Origin of the sequence: Rhodococcus sp. NKCM2511 (genome assembly GCF_014905595.1) — a bacterium.
Classification (GTDB): Bacteria; Actinomycetota; Actinomycetes; order Mycobacteriales; family Mycobacteriaceae; genus Rhodococcoides; species Rhodococcoides fascians.
The window spans coordinates 1,967,093-1,980,493 of record NZ_BNHJ02000001.1; the positions used below are offsets into that span (position 1 = coordinate 1,967,093).

15 protein-coding genes are annotated in these 13,401 nt (G+C 64.5%); 9 read left to right on the forward strand and 6 right to left on the reverse strand.

Translation table 11 applies throughout. From position 1 onward, the window contains the following. The first annotated feature begins 35 nt into the window (after positions 1 to 35). From JLZ96_RS08975 to JLZ96_RS08995, 5 genes are read left to right on the forward strand one after another with little or no spacing between them, the layout of a single operon-like run. Positions 36 to 1,106 (forward strand): aromatic ring-hydroxylating dioxygenase subunit alpha, encoded by a 1,071-nt coding sequence (locus tag JLZ96_RS08975; protein ID WP_201009871.1) that lies wholly within the window; start codon positions 36 to 38, stop codon positions 1,104 to 1,106. Further along, complete coding sequence (locus JLZ96_RS08980) at positions 1,103 to 1,348, forward strand: hypothetical protein (RefSeq protein WP_201010780.1); 246 nt, start codon at positions 1,103 to 1,105, stop codon at positions 1,346 to 1,348. The genes JLZ96_RS08975 and JLZ96_RS08980 overlap by 4 nt, the downstream gene beginning before the upstream one ends. After that, positions 1,345 to 2,307 carry a PDR/VanB family oxidoreductase gene (locus JLZ96_RS08985; protein ID WP_201009872.1) on the forward strand — a complete coding sequence of 321 codons (963 nt, stop codon included), beginning with the start codon at positions 1,345 to 1,347 and terminating at the stop codon, positions 2,305 to 2,307. Before JLZ96_RS08980 ends, JLZ96_RS08985 begins: the two co-directional genes overlap by 4 nt. A 58-nt stretch (positions 2,308 to 2,365) precedes the next feature. Then, positions 2,366 to 3,145: an IclR family transcriptional regulator gene (locus tag JLZ96_RS08990; RefSeq protein WP_032386433.1), complete on the forward strand. Its 780-nt coding sequence runs from the start codon at positions 2,366 to 2,368 to the stop codon at positions 3,143 to 3,145. Between the two features lie 51 nt (positions 3,146 to 3,196). Further along, a complete protein-coding gene (locus tag JLZ96_RS08995) occupies positions 3,197 to 4,729 on the forward strand; it encodes a YdiU family protein (protein WP_201009873.1) in 1,533 nt (510 codons plus the stop codon). Positions 4,730 to 4,798: 69 nt separating this feature from the next. Here JLZ96_RS08995 and JLZ96_RS09000 read toward each other — a convergent pair whose 3' ends face one another. Then, a complete protein-coding gene (locus tag JLZ96_RS09000; protein WP_201009874.1) occupies positions 4,799 to 5,710 on the reverse strand; it encodes a manganese catalase family protein in 912 nt (303 codons plus the stop codon). Between the two features lie 214 nt (positions 5,711 to 5,924). Continuing rightward, on the reverse strand, positions 5,925 to 6,338 hold the full coding sequence (locus JLZ96_RS09005) for a hypothetical protein (RefSeq protein ID WP_201009875.1): 414 nt from the start codon (positions 6,336 to 6,338) through the stop codon (positions 5,925 to 5,927). 290 nt (positions 6,339 to 6,628) lie between these two features. Between JLZ96_RS09005 and JLZ96_RS09010 the strand changes: the two genes are divergently transcribed. The 3 genes from JLZ96_RS09010 (at position 6,629) to JLZ96_RS09020 (ending at position 8,596) form a co-directional block, all read left to right on the forward strand. Continuing rightward, entirely contained in the window at positions 6,629 to 7,459 is an 831-nt protein-coding gene (locus JLZ96_RS09010; RefSeq protein WP_094643488.1) for a GAF and ANTAR domain-containing protein, read from the forward strand. A gap of 132 nt (positions 7,460 to 7,591) precedes the next feature. Next, a complete protein-coding gene (locus JLZ96_RS09015) occupies positions 7,592 to 8,047 on the forward strand; it encodes an STAS domain-containing protein (protein WP_094643487.1) in 456 nt (151 codons plus the stop codon). A 51-nt stretch (positions 8,048 to 8,098) separates the two neighbouring features. Continuing rightward, positions 8,099 to 8,596 carry a DUF6328 family protein gene (locus tag JLZ96_RS09020; RefSeq protein ID WP_032369156.1) on the forward strand — a complete coding sequence of 166 codons (498 nt, stop codon included), beginning with the start codon at positions 8,099 to 8,101 and terminating at the stop codon, positions 8,594 to 8,596. Between the two features lie 18 nt (positions 8,597 to 8,614). On the opposite strand, the gene nadE is transcribed toward JLZ96_RS09020, so the two are convergent. Together nadE and JLZ96_RS09030 are read right to left on the reverse strand one after the other, a co-directional pair. Continuing rightward, positions 8,615 to 9,469, reverse strand: a complete 855-nt coding sequence (gene nadE / locus JLZ96_RS09025; RefSeq protein ID WP_201009876.1) for an ammonia-dependent NAD(+) synthetase — start codon at positions 9,467 to 9,469, stop codon at positions 8,615 to 8,617. Between the two features lie 48 nt (positions 9,470 to 9,517). Further along, positions 9,518 to 10,030 (reverse strand): CinA family protein, encoded by a 513-nt coding sequence (locus JLZ96_RS09030; RefSeq protein WP_201009877.1) that lies wholly within the window; start codon positions 10,028 to 10,030, stop codon positions 9,518 to 9,520. A 287-nt stretch (positions 10,031 to 10,317) separates the two neighbouring features. Between JLZ96_RS09030 and JLZ96_RS09035 the strand changes: the two genes are divergently transcribed. Beyond that, complete coding sequence (locus tag JLZ96_RS09035; protein ID WP_048317425.1) at positions 10,318 to 10,602, forward strand: DUF3263 domain-containing protein; 285 nt, start codon at positions 10,318 to 10,320, stop codon at positions 10,600 to 10,602. Between the two features lie 11 nt (positions 10,603 to 10,613). Here the strand turns inward: JLZ96_RS09035 and katG are convergent, their stop codons facing one another. Both katG and JLZ96_RS09045 read right to left on the reverse strand, forming a co-directional pair. After that, on the reverse strand, positions 10,614 to 12,839 hold the full coding sequence (gene katG, locus JLZ96_RS09040) for a catalase/peroxidase HPI (RefSeq protein WP_201009878.1): 2,226 nt from the start codon (positions 12,837 to 12,839) through the stop codon (positions 10,614 to 10,616). After that, positions 12,836 to 13,309, reverse strand: coding sequence for a Fur family transcriptional regulator (locus tag JLZ96_RS09045; protein ID WP_045842162.1), 474 nt, complete (start codon positions 13,307 to 13,309; stop codon positions 12,836 to 12,838). Before JLZ96_RS09045 ends, katG begins: the two co-directional genes overlap by 4 nt. Between the last annotated feature and the right edge of the window lie 92 nt (positions 13,310 to 13,401).

Below are 13,401 nucleotides of genomic sequence, written 5' to 3' on the forward strand. Positions count from 1 at the left end.
GCGACCGAACGACTTCTACGTGTTCAGGAGAATCGATGACGACAATTGTCCGTAACCAGTGGTATGTCGCCGCGTACAGCAGAGAAGTGGGCCGAGAGCTGTTCTCGCGCACCATTTGCAGCGAGCCCATTCTGTTGTGGCGCACCGAGTCCGGGGCTGTGACCGCAATGAGCGATCGTTGTGTGCACCGGCGGTACCCACTCTCCGCGGCCCCCAGCCACCTCGATGGCGACACCGTGGTCTGCGGCTACCACGGGTTCACGTACGGCAGCGACGGTGGCTGCGTCTCCGTTCCCGGCCAGAAGCGGGTGCCGAGGACGGCCAGGCTCACCACCTATCAGGTGTACGAGCAGGATTCGTTCGTCTGGGTGTGGATTGCCGACCCGGACGACCCGATCGACGGTGACACCGCTCGTATCCCTCGCGCCCCGTGGATGGACTCCCCGGATTACGCCGTGGTGAGCGGAATGGAGCCGATCTCGTGCAACTATCGGTTGCTCGTCGACAACCTCATGGACCTTTCGCACGAGACCTACCTGCACGGCGGTTACATCGGCACTCCGGAAGTCGCCGACACACCGATCACCACCGAGATCGACGACGATCGCAACGTCATCTACGTCTCGCGGCACATGGACGACGCCGAATGCCCACCGTTCTACTCGACGTCCACCGGCATCGACTCGCGCATCTCACGTTGGCAGGACATCGAATACACGCCCCCGTGCCTGTACCTACTGCACAGCCGCATCGCTCCGCTCGGATCACCGCTACCCGCGGACGACGGCTCCGACGCCCACGCGTTCCACAGCGAGATCGTGTACGCGATCACTCCGGAAACCGAGACCTCGACACACGACTTCTGGGCTGTTGCTCGTGATTTCGCGATCGACGACGACGACGTGTCCCAGTTTCTGGCCGAGAACAATCGCACAGTGGTCATGCAGGACGTGGTGGCGCTGAACATTCTCCAGCAAGCATTGGACACCGAAAAGGCCGGCTACCAGGAACTGTCGATCAACATCGATGCGGGCGGCCTCGGTGCGCGTCGGCTTCTGAGCAAGCTCCTCGAGGGCTCGCGAGCAGGTGCCGAGGTGGTGTCGTGACACCGGAACCGAATCGAATGCTGCAGGGTCCCAACGTGCTGCGCGTGGTGTGGGTTCCGGGTACCGACCGGCTGCGCGGCGTCTGCCATTGTGGCTCGTCCCGGCTCGAGGAGGATCCGGCACTGCTGTGGGAGTGGTTGCTCGCGCACCCCATCGGGCACTTCTCGACCGTCGACCCCGTCCATCCCGAGTTGCCCTCGGTGCGAGGCGAACTCGTGAGTCACGTGGGGAGAGCCGAGTGACGCGAAACCTCCCCGAGTGCAACCTGGATCTGATCGTCTCGGACAAGTGCAGCGGCGCGGATGGCGTTGCCCTGCTGCAGTTGCGCAAGCCGGACGGCACAGACCTACCGAGCTGGACGCCGGGAGCTCATATCGATCTGGAGTTGACTTCCGACATCACGCGCCAGTACTCGCTGTGCGGAAGCCCGGCCGACCGCGGCACCTGGCGCATCGGTGTCCTGAAAGAACCGGCATCCCGCGGTGGTTCGCTCCATGTCCACGACACCCTTGCCGTCGGCGACACCGTCCGTGTCCGTGGACCGCGCAATCACTTCGAGTTGACCGAATCCGAGAACTATCTGTTCATCGCCGGCGGTATCGGAATCACACCCATCATCACGATGGTGGCCGAGGCCGAGCGGCGTGGGGCCGGGTGGTCGCTGGCGTACGGCGGCCGGTCCCGCGACAGTATGGCGTTCGTCGACGAGCTCGTTTCCCGCTACCCCGGCAACACGACCGTGGTCCCGCAGGACGAAAAAGGACTGCTCGATCTCGACGATCTGCTCGGGACTGCGCGCGTCGGCACGGCCGTCTACTGCTGCGGACCGGGGCCTTTGTTGGACGCCGTGACCGAACGGGCGGGGCACTGGCCCGAAGGAAGCGTGCACCTCGAGCGGTTCCGTTCCGACACACTCGATCGGCCGACACCCAATGCGCCGTTCGAAGTCGAACTCTCCGTGAGCGGACGAACCGTCACCGTGCATCCGGACGAATCGGTGCTCGACGCCGTGACGAACTCGGGAGTGCAGGTGCTCTCGTCGTGTAGAGAGGGAACGTGCGGAACCTGCGAAACAGCCGTTCTCGCCGGCACCGTCGACCATCGGGACACACTGTTGACCGAGGAGGAACGCGGTGCCAACGACACCATGATGATCTGTGTGTCCCGGTCGACGGGCTCCCGGCTCGTTCTCGAACTGTAGAGCTCGTTGTACGACATTCCACACGAATCGAAGCCCGACGAATCGAAGAAAGCACTCCATGACGGCCGAGGGCCCCGCTCGCACCGGTCCGGTGGCCGTACGCGCGCTGACACTGCTGGAGGCGTTCACGCCAGAGCATCCGACGTTGACGTTGAGCGAGCTCGCTCGACGATCGGGGTTCCCGCTCTCCACCACGCACCGGCTCGCGCTCGATCTCGTCGGGTGGGGAGCGATCGAGCGCGATGACCGGTCGGGCAGATTCCACATCGGTCTGCGACTGTGGGAGATCGCGTCACTCGCACCGCGGGGCCTGGTCCTCAGGGAAAGCGCGTTACCGGTCATGGAAGATCTCGCCCACGTCACCCAGGAGAACGTGCAGCTGGGAGTACGCGACGGTCACGAGGTCGTGTTCGTCGAGAGAATTCGCAGCCGCGACTCGGTGGCCCTGCGCACGCGCGTCGGCGGCCGTTTCGCGTTGCCGCCCACCGGAGTCGGTCTGGCGCTGCTGGCCCACGCGCCCGCCCACGTTCAGGAGGAGGTGTGCTCGGCACCGTTGACCAGATTCACCGAGCACACCATCTGCGATCCGGACATCCTGCGGCGCACGCTGGCCGATATTCGGAGAACCGGAGTCGCCGTCAGCGACAGACAGATCACCTCGGACGCCGTATCGGTCGCCGCACCGATCTTCGACCGCACTCGCACGATCCGCGCGGCCGTCTCGGTCGTCGTCGACGCCGATACCGCAGCCCCGTACATGCTCGCCCCGTTGCTGCGGGCCGCCGCCCTGAGTATCGAACGCGCACTGTCCCCGCCCGACATATCCGCGCGCTCGTAATGCGCGGAGCACGGTCGGTGTGATTACCCGATCTCGTGGTACCCCTGGAGTATGAGTGAATTCGCGACGGGACCGGTAGCTGCGTCCGACAACCCGCCTTCATCGGTCCCATCGTCATGGGGACTGGAGTCGACGTTGGTGGACGACGTTCCCGGCTTCACGGTGCCGTGGCAGGGCGCACCTGCACCGGATCCGCGGGTGCTGATCCTCAACGAGAACCTCGCCAGGTCACTGGGGCTCGACCCGTCGATGCTGCGCTCCGAGCAGGGCGCAGGCGTGTTGTCCGGGGCTCTCGCACCGGCCGATTCGACCCCCTCGGCGATGGCGTACGCCGGTCATCAGTTCGGCGGATTCGTGCCTTTGCTGGGCGACGGTCGAGCACTACTTGTGGGCGAGCTGCACGACGAACACGGCCGACGAGTCGATCTGCATCTCAAGGGCTCCGGTGCCACGCCGTTCTCCCGCGGCGGAGACGGGCGCGCGGTGGTGAGTGCGATGCTGCGCGAGTACCTGATCAGCGAGGCCATGCACGCTCTGCACATCCCGACCACTCGGTCGTTGGCCGTCGTCACGACGGGTGAGCAGGTGGTTCGAGAGGCAGGTCCGCAGCCCGGCGCAGTGCTGGCTCGGGTTGCCTCGAGCCACCTGCGCGTAGGTACCTTCGAGTTCGCGGCCCGCCGCGAGGGCCTCGCGCTCAGCCTGGCCGACTACGCCATCGCGCGTCATTATCCCGAGCTTGCCGAACTGCCGGCAGAGGGCGCGGAGAGTCGATACCTCGCATTCTTCGAGGCCGTCGTCGACAAGCAAGCACAGTTGGTGGCGCAGTGGATGTCCGTCGGCTTCGTGCACGGCGTCATGAACACCGACAACACGACGATCTCCGGTGAGACGATCGACTACGGGCCGTGCGCGTTCATCGACGCCTACGATCCTGCAACGGTCTTCAGCTCGATCGATCACGGCGGCCGCTACGCGTACGGCAATCAACCCGCCGTCCTGGGTTGGAACCTGGCACGATTCGGCGAAACACTACTGCCGCTGGTTGATTCGGTTCCGGACCGCGCCATCAGCGCGCTGACGACGGTGTTGGACTCCTACGGTGATCGCTACCGACAGCACTACGAGAACCTGATGGCCGCCAAGCTCGGCCTCGATGCGATCGAACCGGACGGCAGTCTCCTCGACGAACTGCACGTGCTTCTGCGGGATCATCGTGCCGACTGGACCCTGACCTTCCGCGCGTTGGCGGAGAATCTGCGGGGCAACGAAGCAGATTTCGCAGCCCTCGTACCGCACGAGGCAGCTGCACTGTGGCTCGAGCGGTGGCGGACGGCGGTGATCGAGCGGGGCCACGACCTCCGGTCCGTCTCGGACGCCATGGACCGAGTGAACCCCGCGTACATTCCTCGCAACCACATGGTCGACGCGGCGCTGGCAGCAGCGACCGAGGGCGACCTCGCGCCCTTCGACCGCTTGTTGTCGGTCGTGACGAATCCGTTCGACGGTCGGGACGAGCTGTCGCAGTACGCCGGACCCGCGCCCGTCGACTTCAGCGCAGGGTTCCGAACGTTCTGCGGGACGTAGTCAGCTGACCGCAGCAGTTGCGACGCGATGTTCGCGTCGCAACTGCTGTGCGGCACAGGGAGTTCGGGCCTACTTCTCGTCGGGATCCAGGGCGTCCTTGATCTTTCCCATGACGCCCTTCTCGGTACCCAGTGCGGCCGACGCGGGATCCCCCTTGGCCCCGTCGTACGTCGCGTACAACTTCGGATCGGGTGCAGGCGCGGATGACTTGCCGCCCAGAGGCTGCGGATCGGCGAGGAACCCCATCTGCCGTTTGCCGTCGGGCGCAAGCCGATTCGCCCAGCCACCGGTCGAGGAGAACTCACCGTCCGAGAGGTGCCACAGATCGGTTGCGTGCTCGGATGCCTCCTCGTCGAGAAGTGCACTCGGCGCTACGACGTCCTCGAGTCCGTCGGCTTGCAGCTCTTCGATGGCAGCGAGCCACAGATTCTGATGGTGCGTATCGCGAGCGAGATTGAACTGCAGCATGGCCTTGACGCCCGGGTCGTCGGTCATGTTGTACAGACGCGCGGTCTGCAGCCGCCCCTGCGCCTCGGCGGCAACGTTCGCACGAAAATCTGCGAGCAGGTTGCCGCTGGCGATGATGTACCGACCGTTCCACGGGTAGCCGTTGGAATCCGCCGGAAGCGCACCGCCGCCGGACACGATCGCCTGCTGCGGGTCCATGCCGCCCATCACTGCCGCTACCACGGGATCGGTAGCAGCGGCTTTGGTCGACTCGGTGGCCGGTGCACCCTCGAGCAGACGAGCGACCATGGTGGCCAGCATCTCCACGTGACCCATTTCTTCGGTCGCGATGTCCATGATCAGGTCCTTGTACTTGCCCTCCATGCGACAGTTCCAGCCTTGGAACAGATACTGCATGGTCACGGTCATCTCGCCGAATGCACCACCGATGAGCTCCTGAAGCTTGTGTGCGTACACAGGGTCCGGCTTCTCGGGCTTGGCATCGAATTGTAGGTAGTCGGTGTGTCGGAACATAGGGACTCCAGTTCGGGTCGAAGTTCGAGCAGGTGACTCGATCCGGCTACCCGCCGAAATTCGCAGCAAACACATTGCACTGCAAGGGTTTAGAACTCGATACATAGGTCGGGACCGCGACTTCTCCACGCCTCGACGACGGACACCGGCGGAAAATCCGGGTACACACGGCTTTCCGCAGCACCGTCCGCACGAGGGCCGCGGTGCTATCGACCTACAGGTAAGTCCCCTGCAGTGCGTCCACTGCAGCGACTCGCGGTCGCGAAGGCGTCGTCGACGCGAAGACGACCTGACCGAGCGAGCCGGCACGCTCGACGTGCACACGTTCGCTGAGCCGTCGCACATTACGGTCGGCAGCGGAGGTGGCCAGGACGACGGTGAGGCGATACCCACGGCACAACAGCCGATGGGCCGCGTCGACGATGTACTCGGTTGCGGCATCACCGATCTCGGTGACACCGACCAGGTCGACCACCACCGGTCGGTCAGCGAGCACGGACCCCGCCAGGCAGTCTGCCAACAGGCGGGTATTGCCGGGGATCTCGAGTGCGCCCTGCACCGAAACGACGATGGGGCCGTCGTCTCCGCGGTCGACGGACATCGAAAACGACGAGGATTCGGGAATCATGGGCATTGACCTCCACAGATCGAAGACTGTGGCAGGGGAAGATCGTGGTTCGTACCGCAGTCGATTCTGCGGGCGTGGTCTCCACCCAATCACTGTGTAGGATACCTCGACTCGGGCCTGGACGCGACCACCCCTGCGTTCGGCGGGGCCGTTGGCGTGCGCTCGGGACAGGTGCGAATGCACCCGCGAGGCTCTGTATATTATGACCCCGTTCGGTCGAGTCGGGGCCGGGAGTTGACGAGTGGCTGCCTGCTGTCCATGCGGGGGCCCGACCGAAACGAGCCCACCAGATGAGTGACTTTTCCATCGAAGACGACCGTCTTCACGACGCACCGGACGCCTCGGGTTCGGCGTTCGCCCGGATCGGGCAATACATCCAAGCGTTGCGCCGAATCAAGGGGAAGATACTGACCGGTGCCGACGTCGATGCCGTTCTTCAAGCCGTGTGCTCCGAGGTCGCAGCCGTGGTTCCCGACGCGGATCTCGTCGGCATCACCATGCTCGACGACACCGGACGACCGCGAACCGTGGCGTCCACCGACCCCGCTGTGCACGACATCGATTCCGACCAGTATCGCGCTGGTCAAGGCCCCTGCCTGCACGCCATCCGCAGCGGACGTATGGTTCGCGCACAGGCGCACGAGGCAGTAGCTCGCTGGCCTCGCTTCGCTGCCGCAGTGGCCGATCTGGGCGTCCACAGCTATTTGTCGGCCCCGCTGACGCCCGACGAGCACCGCCACGGGTCGCTGAACATCTACGGGACGAGTGCCGACGGCTTCGACCCACTCGACGAGGTCTCGGTGGCCCTGCTCGCCACCTCGATCGAGACCGTCATCGCGATCACCGAGCGCGCCCGGTCGGCCGAACGAGAAATCACCGGCCTGCGGACAGCGATGAAAACGAGAGCTGACATCGACCAGGCGAAAGGAATCATCATGGCGATGCGCGGAATCTCCGCCGACGACGCGTTCGCCCTGCTGTCCGAGCAGTCGCAGAACAGAAACATCAAGGTCAGCGAGATTGCGTCGGCGATGATCGAATCGGTTGCCGAACATTCGAACTCTCGAACCGGCCTGCACGAAGAAACGAACAGTGGGTATGATTCGGACAGCGTGGTGTAGCCCCTGCCCGCAGTCGACAGCGCCGCTCGCACCGGGTTCGCCTCGGTTCTGCAATCCTTGCCGGTCTCGGTTACGCCGCAGTGCGCTGTTCGACGAACATGCCACTGCACAGGGTAAGGACGGTGACCCCCTATGAAACACAACGAGTTGCTCGGGATCGCCAGCGAACACCATGACAACGCAATTGTTCTGCGGGTCAACGGAGAAGTGGATCTCGCGACCGCCTCCGATCTCGCCCACCACATCGAACAAGCGGTCACGGCAGCGCCGGCAGCCGTGATCGTCGATCTGTCGGGGGTGTCCTTCCTGGCCTCCGTCGGCATGAGCGTGCTCATCGCAGCTCGCCGAAAGGCATGCTGCTCAACCTCGTTGGTGGTGGTCGCATCCGGGCCGACCACGGGGCGGCCGATGCATCTGGTCGGACTCGATGCTGCGATTCCGATTTTCACCGATATCGATTCGGCCCTCGAGTCCGTCGGTTCGTCGCTGAGGAAGTCCGTAACCGGGGCATCGGGCTCGTCCGAGTCCGGTGCCGGGTGTCCAGAGTGTGCGACCGGCACGTCGACCGCGGATGTACACACTGCGTGAACCGGTCCGATTTCCACCGCCTACCCGTCGAGATCGCACTAGTCTTGGTCGATGACGACGGGTGACGAGGACGAGGACCACCGTGCGTGGAACGACAAAGCGCGCAACGAAACTCCCACTCAGCAGTTGGATCGCAATTGGTCGTCGTTGCTACAGGAACTCCGTGTCGTACAGACCGGTGTACAACTTCTGACCGGGTTCTTGTTGACCCTGCCGTTCCAGGCCCGCTTCGACGGGCTGTCCACGGCCGGCCACGTGGTCTATCTGATGACGGTGTCGGCGTCGATGCTTGCGACGATCCTGTTGGTGGCTCCCGTCAGCATGCACCGACTCCTGTTCCGGCAGCGTGCAATAGGGGTCATAGTGCGCGTCGGCAACATACTCGCCATCAGCGGTCTCGCCATGTTGGGAGTGACACTGGTGGGTGCTGCCGCCCTGACGTTCGAGATAGTGCTCGGTGTGCGCGCCGCAGCCCCCGCGGCCGCTGTCGTGGCGTCGACGGCCGTCGCGTTCTGGTTCCTACTGCCCCGGATCCACCGCCGTCGATAACGTCTCGTCGACGGTGCCTCAGGGCCGGCAGTCGACGGCCGTGCGCCACCACCGATCGTCCGGCCCCACCGGCATGGCGCGCTTGTGCCGGGTCTTGTCGAACCAGCGCTCGATGGTGTCCACCGCATCGTCGTCGACGGGTCCGCCCTGCAGGTATGCGTCGATCTGTGCGTAGGTGACGCCGAGTGCTTGTTCGTCCGGGAGCGCGGGACGGTCGTCCTCCAGGTCTGCTGTCGGCACTTTGCGCCACGTCGATTCCGGTGCGTTCAGGTGCCGCAAGAGCTGCGCACCTTGGCTTTTGGTGAGACCGCTCAGCGGAGTGACGTCCGCGCCTCCGTCACCGTATTTGGTGAAGAAGCCCGTCACCGCCTCGGCCGCGTGATCGGTACCCACCACCAGAAGATTCTCCTGGCCGGCGATCGTGTACTGCGCGATCATGCGTTCGCGCGCCTTGATGTTGCCCCGTACGAAGTCGGCGATACGCGGAGTATCCAGCGCCGAGGCGGCCGAGCGCGCCGAGGCGTCGACGGCGTCGCGGATATCGACAGTGACCGTCCGGTCCGGCTCGATGAAGTCGAGTGCGACGACGGCGTCGGCTTCGTCCGCCTGAGTGCCGTACGGCAGACGCACCGCGACGAATGTGGCCTGGTTACCGAGTTCCGCAGCCTCGCGAACGGCCAGCCGAGCGAGCTTTCCGGCCAGGGTGCTGTCCTGCCCCCCGCTGATGCCGAGCACGAAACCCGCTGTGCCACTGACTCTCAGATAACCGGCGAGGAAACCGACCCGGCGGCGGATTTCCTCGTCGGGATCGATCGACGGCCGAACACCCAGCTCGTGCTGAATACGGCTTCGGACACTGGAATCGGTACTCATACTGCGCTCCGATCTCGTTGACGAACAGTTGTGTGCACTCCCCCGGCGTCAGCTACCCGTGGCCCGTTTCCGCGCGTGGCGCAGCAGGGTATCGAGGGAAAACGCCATGGTCCGGGCCAGAACTTCTTCCGGTTCACCCTCGAAGTGCTTGCATTCGGTGCTCACGTCGCCGCGGTCGTACACCGCTGCCCACACCGTCCCCGGTGGTTGGTCTTCCTGGCTCTGCGGCCCGGCTTCGCCGGTGACGGCGATCGTCAGATGTGCGCCGACCAGCGACGCCGTCGATCGAGCCATCGCCGTCGCGGCCTGTTCGCTGACGACCGGGCCGTCGGGGACCTCGAGCAGCGTGTGCTTCACGCTCTCGTGGTACGCGACGATTCCGCCGCGGTACCACTGCCCCGAGGACGGTGCCTTGCCGAGCATGGCCGCGAGATTTCCGGCGGTCAGCGATTCGGCGGTGCCGATCGCGATGTCGTACGTCTGCGCCAGGTCGGCAATCTTCCTACATACCGAGGAGGCGTCGGCCTCGGTCGGTAGACGCTGTTCTGCATCGGTGTCCATCACACACTCTCCGTACCTGATTCGTCGAAGGTGTTCGCCGGATTGTTTCAGCGACTGGTTCTGTGGGCGCGGGGCCGGAGGCTGCAGGGGTTGAACCTCCGGCCCCTGGCTCGACCGCACGGCCCGGGCGCGTACGCCGAGCTGTGTATCGACTTCCACGCACGACGGCAGTCCAAACACGGGGCTTACGACCGATATTCGGGTCCTTATCGCAGATACCGGACCCTTGGCACGTGTTCGCGAGCAGTGCTAATTTCGGATCGACAGTCAGTTCCAGGAGGTGTGTTATGCCGAATCGACGTACTTCTGCGGGGGCAGAGCGACCGGTAGCGTTCTACTCCGACACAGACCGCGCCATGATCGACTTCGCCCTGAGATGGGTCAATCACGGAGGCGGACCGGACGACGAAATCCGGTCCGCCTTCGCGATGTCGACTCAGGACTACTACCGCACCGTGCTGGAGATCCTCGACCGCGATCCCGGCAGCGTGTTCGGCGAGTTCGGCCTCAGCCCTGTCATGGTGACGCGAATCAAAGCCATTGCCAGAAGGCGCATCTGGCTCACCCGGTGATCGGCTCCGCGCTACCGGATGTCGAATCGATCGTTGTCTGCCAGCTTCGCCCACGCGGCCACGAAGTCGTCGACGAACTTGCCACCGTTGTCGGCCTGGGCGTACACCTCCGACAGCGCTCGCAGTTGTGAATGGGACCCGAACACCAGGTCGATGGATGTCGCTGTCCACTTCTGGCTGCCGGAGCCACGATCCGTGCCGACGTAGGTGCCGTCCTCACTCGTCGTCCACTCGGTGTCGGAGTCGAGCAGATTGACGAAGAAATCGTTGCTCAGAACTCCGGGGCGATCGGTGAACACTCCATGGCTCGAACCACCGTGGTTGGCCCCCAAGGCTCGAAGACCGCCGAGAAGAACCGTCATCTCGGGCGCAGTCAGATTCAGCATGTAGGCGCGATCGAGGAACAACACCTGCTCGGGAGTGCTCTCCCCTGCAGCCATGTAGTTGCGGAACCCGTCGGCTCGTGGCTCGAGTACCGAGAACGATTCGACGTCGGTCTGCTCCTGCGTCGCGTCGGTGCGACCCGGCCGGAACGGGACGGTCACCTCGTAACCGGCGTCGCGTGCGGCCTTCTCGACGGCCGCGTTGCCGGCCAGCACGATGACGTCGGCGAGCGAGACCTTCTTGTCACCGGCCGCCGAGCCCTCGAACTTTTCGCGTATACCGTCCAAGATTGCGAGCACCTCGCGGAGGACCTCAGGTTCGTTTGCCTCCCAACTCTTCTGTGGCTCGAGCCGAACCCGAGCGCCGTTGGCACCGCCGCGGTAATCGGTGACTCGGAAGCTGCTGACCGACGACCACGCGACACCGATGAGCTGAGCGATCGTCGAGCCCGAGTCGAGGATCGCCGACTTCAACGCAGATGCGTCCGCCTCGTCGATCAGGTCACCGTGCGGCGATGGAACCGGGTCCTGCCACAGCTGAGGTTCGGGAACCCACGGCCCGAGGTACCGGGACACCGGTCCCATATCGCGGTGCAGCAACTTGTACCACGCCTTGGCGAACGCGAGCGAGAGCTCCTCGGGGTGATCCAACCACCTCCGAGTGATCTTCTCGTACGCCGGATCTGCCCGCATGGAGATGTCGGTGACGAGCATCGTGGGGGCACGGCCCGGACCGCCGAACGGATCGGGAATCGTGCCCGCACCGGCACCGTCCTTGGCAGTGAACTGCCACGCGCCGGCGGGGCTCTTCGTGAGCTCCCACTCGTATCCGTAGAGATTCTTCAGGTAGCCGTTACCCCACTGCGTCGGAGTCTCCGTCCAGACCACCTCGAGCCCGCTGGTGATCTGATCCTCGGCCTTGCCCTTGCCGTAGCCGTTCTTCCAGCCGAGGCCCTGCTGTTCGATGGGAGCACCCTCGGGTTCGGGCCCGATCTTGTCGGCCGGACCGGCACCGTGCGTCTTGCCGAAGCTGTGTCCGCCCACGATCAGCGCCGCAGTCTCCTCGTCGTTCATCGCCATCCGCGCGAAGGTTTCCCGGATGTCGTGGGCCGCGGCCACCGGATCCGGCTCTCCCTCGGGGCCTTCGGGATTGACGTAGATCAAGCCCATGGTGGTGGCACCGAGGGGCTTGGAGAGCTCCCGTTCGCCGGAGTATCGCTTGTCGGTGCCCAGCCACTGATCCTCGGGACCCCAGAAGACCTCTTCCGGTTCCCAGATGTCCTCCCGACCGAAGCCGAATCCGAACGTTTCGAACCCCATGGACTCGAGCGCCGCGTTACCGGCGAACACCAGCAGATCGGCCCACGAAATCTTGTTGCCGTACTTCTGCTTGACCGGCCACAGCAACCGACGCGCCTTGTCCAGGTTGGCGTTGTCCGGCCAACTGTTCAGTGGCGCAAAGCGTTGCGCGCCCTGACCCCCACCGCCTCGTCCGTCGAACGTGCGGTAGGTGCCGGCGGCGTGCCAGCTCATACGAATGAAGAGTCCGCCGTAGTGGCCGTAGTCGGCCGGCCACCAATCTTTCGAAGTGGTCATCACCGAGACGACGTCGGCTTTGAGCTCGTCCACGTCGAGCTTCTCGAATTCCGCTTTGTAGTCGAGCTTTTCGCCGAACGGGTTCGATTTGGAGGTATGCGCATGCAGGATGGACAGGTCCATCTGCTCCGGCCACCAGTCCTTGTTCGTCAGCGGTGCGTGCGCCTTGGGCTTCGGCGACTCGATGACCGGATTCTCGCTCTCGCTGGTGCTGGCGGTCTCGGTGGCGGAGTGGGGTGGGCGTGCGTCGGAGGTCACGAATTGTCCTTTCCGATGGGCATTGTGGATGGACGATCGCGGGCTGCGATCGATCGGTCGGATGCACAACTGGGGCACGTTCCCCAGTAGGTCACCTCGGCCTCGTCGAGGACGAAACCGTGATCTCGGGCGGGTCGTGCACACGGTGGCTCACCGGTGGCGCAGTCGGCGTCGACGATGAAACCACAGGAACGGCAGACGATGTGGTGATGATTGTCTGCCACCCTGGTTTCGTAACGTGCGGAGTGACCCGCGAGGCGGATACGACGAACCAAACCCGATGCAGTCAACGCATCGAGCACGTCGTACACGGCCTGCTTCGAGACCGTGGGCAGGGTGGCGCGCGCCAGTCGCAAGATGGTGTCGGTATCGGAATGCGGTTGTGCATCAACGATATCGAGAACCAACTCTCGGGGACGCGTCACCCTCAGTCCGGCGTCACGAAGCATGCTGGCGGACGTGCTTGCCATGGCTTTCACGATAACCACCTTCGTTCGCATCGTCGATCGTTTCCTGGAATCGGTCGAGTGTCGCGGCGCGGGCACGGCCGCCTACAGACGAG

Excerpts from the sequence above, each read along its gene's own strand:
- JLZ96_RS08975 (WP_201009871.1), top strand. The coding sequence starts at position 36 with ATGACGACAATTGTCCGTAACCAGTGGTATGTCGCCGCGTACAGCAGA.
- JLZ96_RS09020 (WP_032369156.1), top strand. The coding sequence starts at position 8,099 with ATGACGACGGGTGACGAGGACGAGGACCACCGTGCGTGGAACGACAAA.
- nadE (WP_201009876.1), bottom strand. The coding sequence starts at position 9,469 with ATGAGTACCGATTCCAGTGTCCGAAGCCGTATTCAGCACGAGCTGGGT.
- JLZ96_RS08990 (WP_032386433.1), top strand. The coding sequence starts at position 2,366 with ATGACGGCCGAGGGCCCCGCTCGCACCGGTCCGGTGGCCGTACGCGCG.
- JLZ96_RS09010 (WP_094643488.1), top strand. The coding sequence starts at position 6,629 with ATGAGTGACTTTTCCATCGAAGACGACCGTCTTCACGACGCACCGGAC.
- JLZ96_RS09045 (WP_045842162.1), bottom strand. The coding sequence starts at position 13,309 with ATGGCAAGCACGTCCGCCAGCATGCTTCGTGACGCCGGACTGAGGGTG.
- JLZ96_RS09030 (WP_201009877.1), bottom strand. The coding sequence starts at position 10,030 with ATGGACACCGATGCAGAACAGCGTCTACCGACCGAGGCCGACGCCTCC.
- JLZ96_RS08995 (WP_201009873.1), top strand. The coding sequence starts at position 3,197 with ATGAGTGAATTCGCGACGGGACCGGTAGCTGCGTCCGACAACCCGCCT.
- JLZ96_RS09005 (WP_201009875.1), bottom strand. The coding sequence starts at position 6,338 with ATGATTCCCGAATCCTCGTCGTTTTCGATGTCCGTCGACCGCGGAGAC.
- JLZ96_RS09015 (WP_094643487.1), top strand. The coding sequence starts at position 7,592 with ATGAAACACAACGAGTTGCTCGGGATCGCCAGCGAACACCATGACAAC.
- JLZ96_RS09035 (WP_048317425.1), top strand. The coding sequence starts at position 10,318 with ATGCCGAATCGACGTACTTCTGCGGGGGCAGAGCGACCGGTAGCGTTC.
- JLZ96_RS09000 (WP_201009874.1), bottom strand. The coding sequence starts at position 5,710 with ATGTTCCGACACACCGACTACCTACAATTCGATGCCAAGCCCGAGAAG.